Annotated in this window: 1 protein-coding gene; it reads left to right on the top strand. The window is 55.5% G+C overall.

Going from position 1 to position 1445, the window contains the following annotated elements; all coding sequences use genetic code 11:
- On the top strand, positions 1-1408 hold a 1408-nt coding region (locus QN359_RS19675; protein ID WP_323493411.1), incomplete at its 5' end, for a hypothetical protein.
- Between the last annotated feature and the right edge of the window lie 37 nt (positions 1409-1445).

Genomic DNA, 1445 nt, shown 5'->3' with positions numbered 1-1445 from the left:
CTATGGGTTTTTGCGGGTTGAGGGCTTGATGCCGATGATTGCCGATTACACGCATCTGAGCAAGCACCCGACCCTGAGCAAAACGCGGCGTGACGCCCAAGGCCTGCCGGAAATCCATACCTACCGAATCGATGCACAAGGCTTGCGCAGCGAACGCGTCAAAATTGAAAGTCAACTCGCCTTCAGCGACCTCATGCGCTGTGTCGACGCCAATCCACGCAATGCCGACGATAGTCCGATACGGCAGTTTTGCAGCACCAATTCAGCACGCTGTCTGAGCCAAACCATCGATGGTCGCTTCGTAATCCATGGCAAAAAATGGCAACTTCTGGGTAGCCAAGCCGGTCAACTACTGTATGGCCGGGTGAAAGATAGGTTTTACCACGTCAAGGCATTCACCCCCTTATCCGCCAGCGCAGCCGCCGCTTACCTGAGCGGCAGGAAAAATTCACCTTCACACGACTACTACAAATTTTCCAGCAGCTTGCAGAAAAAATTAAAGGCCGCCGACATCCGCTTGGACATGCTGCTCAAGCAAGACAACAAGCCGAGTGGCTTGCTGGTGGCAGATTCCGGCCAAGCGCTATTTATCCTGCAATTACAAGCACTCAAGCATGGTCGCGTACAAGAACACTGGTCGCAGCTCACTCACAGCGATCGGAACGAAGCACTGATCTACCGCGGACAAACCGCCGCTGGCGCACACCGACTGCAACATGGAAACAATCGCCTATTGCTGATACAGCAAGGTGAAGTCAAAGAAATCGTTCGCGCTTACGCGCTGGGTACTCACGATGGTAATGGCGATGCCATCAGCGACCTGAGCACGCTGGCGAGCAACAATAATACGAGCACGGCGGACCACTACCTCGAAGCGCAACTGGCCGCCGGTGAAACTTGGCAGATCCGCCTCGGTTACGCAGAAGCCGTCCAGATTCCGAACGATTTTACCGGCACGCTCGCACTGGAAAGCCAGCCGCAACAAGGCCGACGCAAACTCAGCCTGCACAGCGAGCGGTGGAGCGACTGGAGCAGCCAGATACAGGGCCAACACCTGAGCTTGCTGCACCCGGCCGGCGGCCGTATCCGACTGCACTGGCAAGCGCCATGTGAACTCATCCTCAACCAAGTCAGTTTCACTGAACTCGGCGCCTTGGCGGAACGTTTACCGGCAGCAAACCGCGAGCGCCTCGGCTTACTGCGGCAAGCCGAACTGGCCACAGAAATAGCCGGATTGAGCTGGCAAGGCCAACCGTATCGCCGCGATGCCTTAACCGGGCAGAGCTTGGCGTGGGATAATCACAGCACACCAGTAGCGCTGGGCGCAATGCAAGACTTCGGTTTACTATGGAATGAACAAAGCGACATCTATAGTGGATCCACATATCCGGACAACAGTTTAAACTAGTGTCTGTCGAAAAGAGACGAGGCAGACCATGAGTGAA

The organism is Undibacterium sp. 5I2, from assembly GCF_035019605.1.
Classification (GTDB): Bacteria; Pseudomonadota; Gammaproteobacteria; order Burkholderiales; family Burkholderiaceae_D; genus Undibacterium.
Note: the sequence above shows the minus strand (reverse complement) of the source record. Positions and strands in the feature narration are given on the sequence as shown.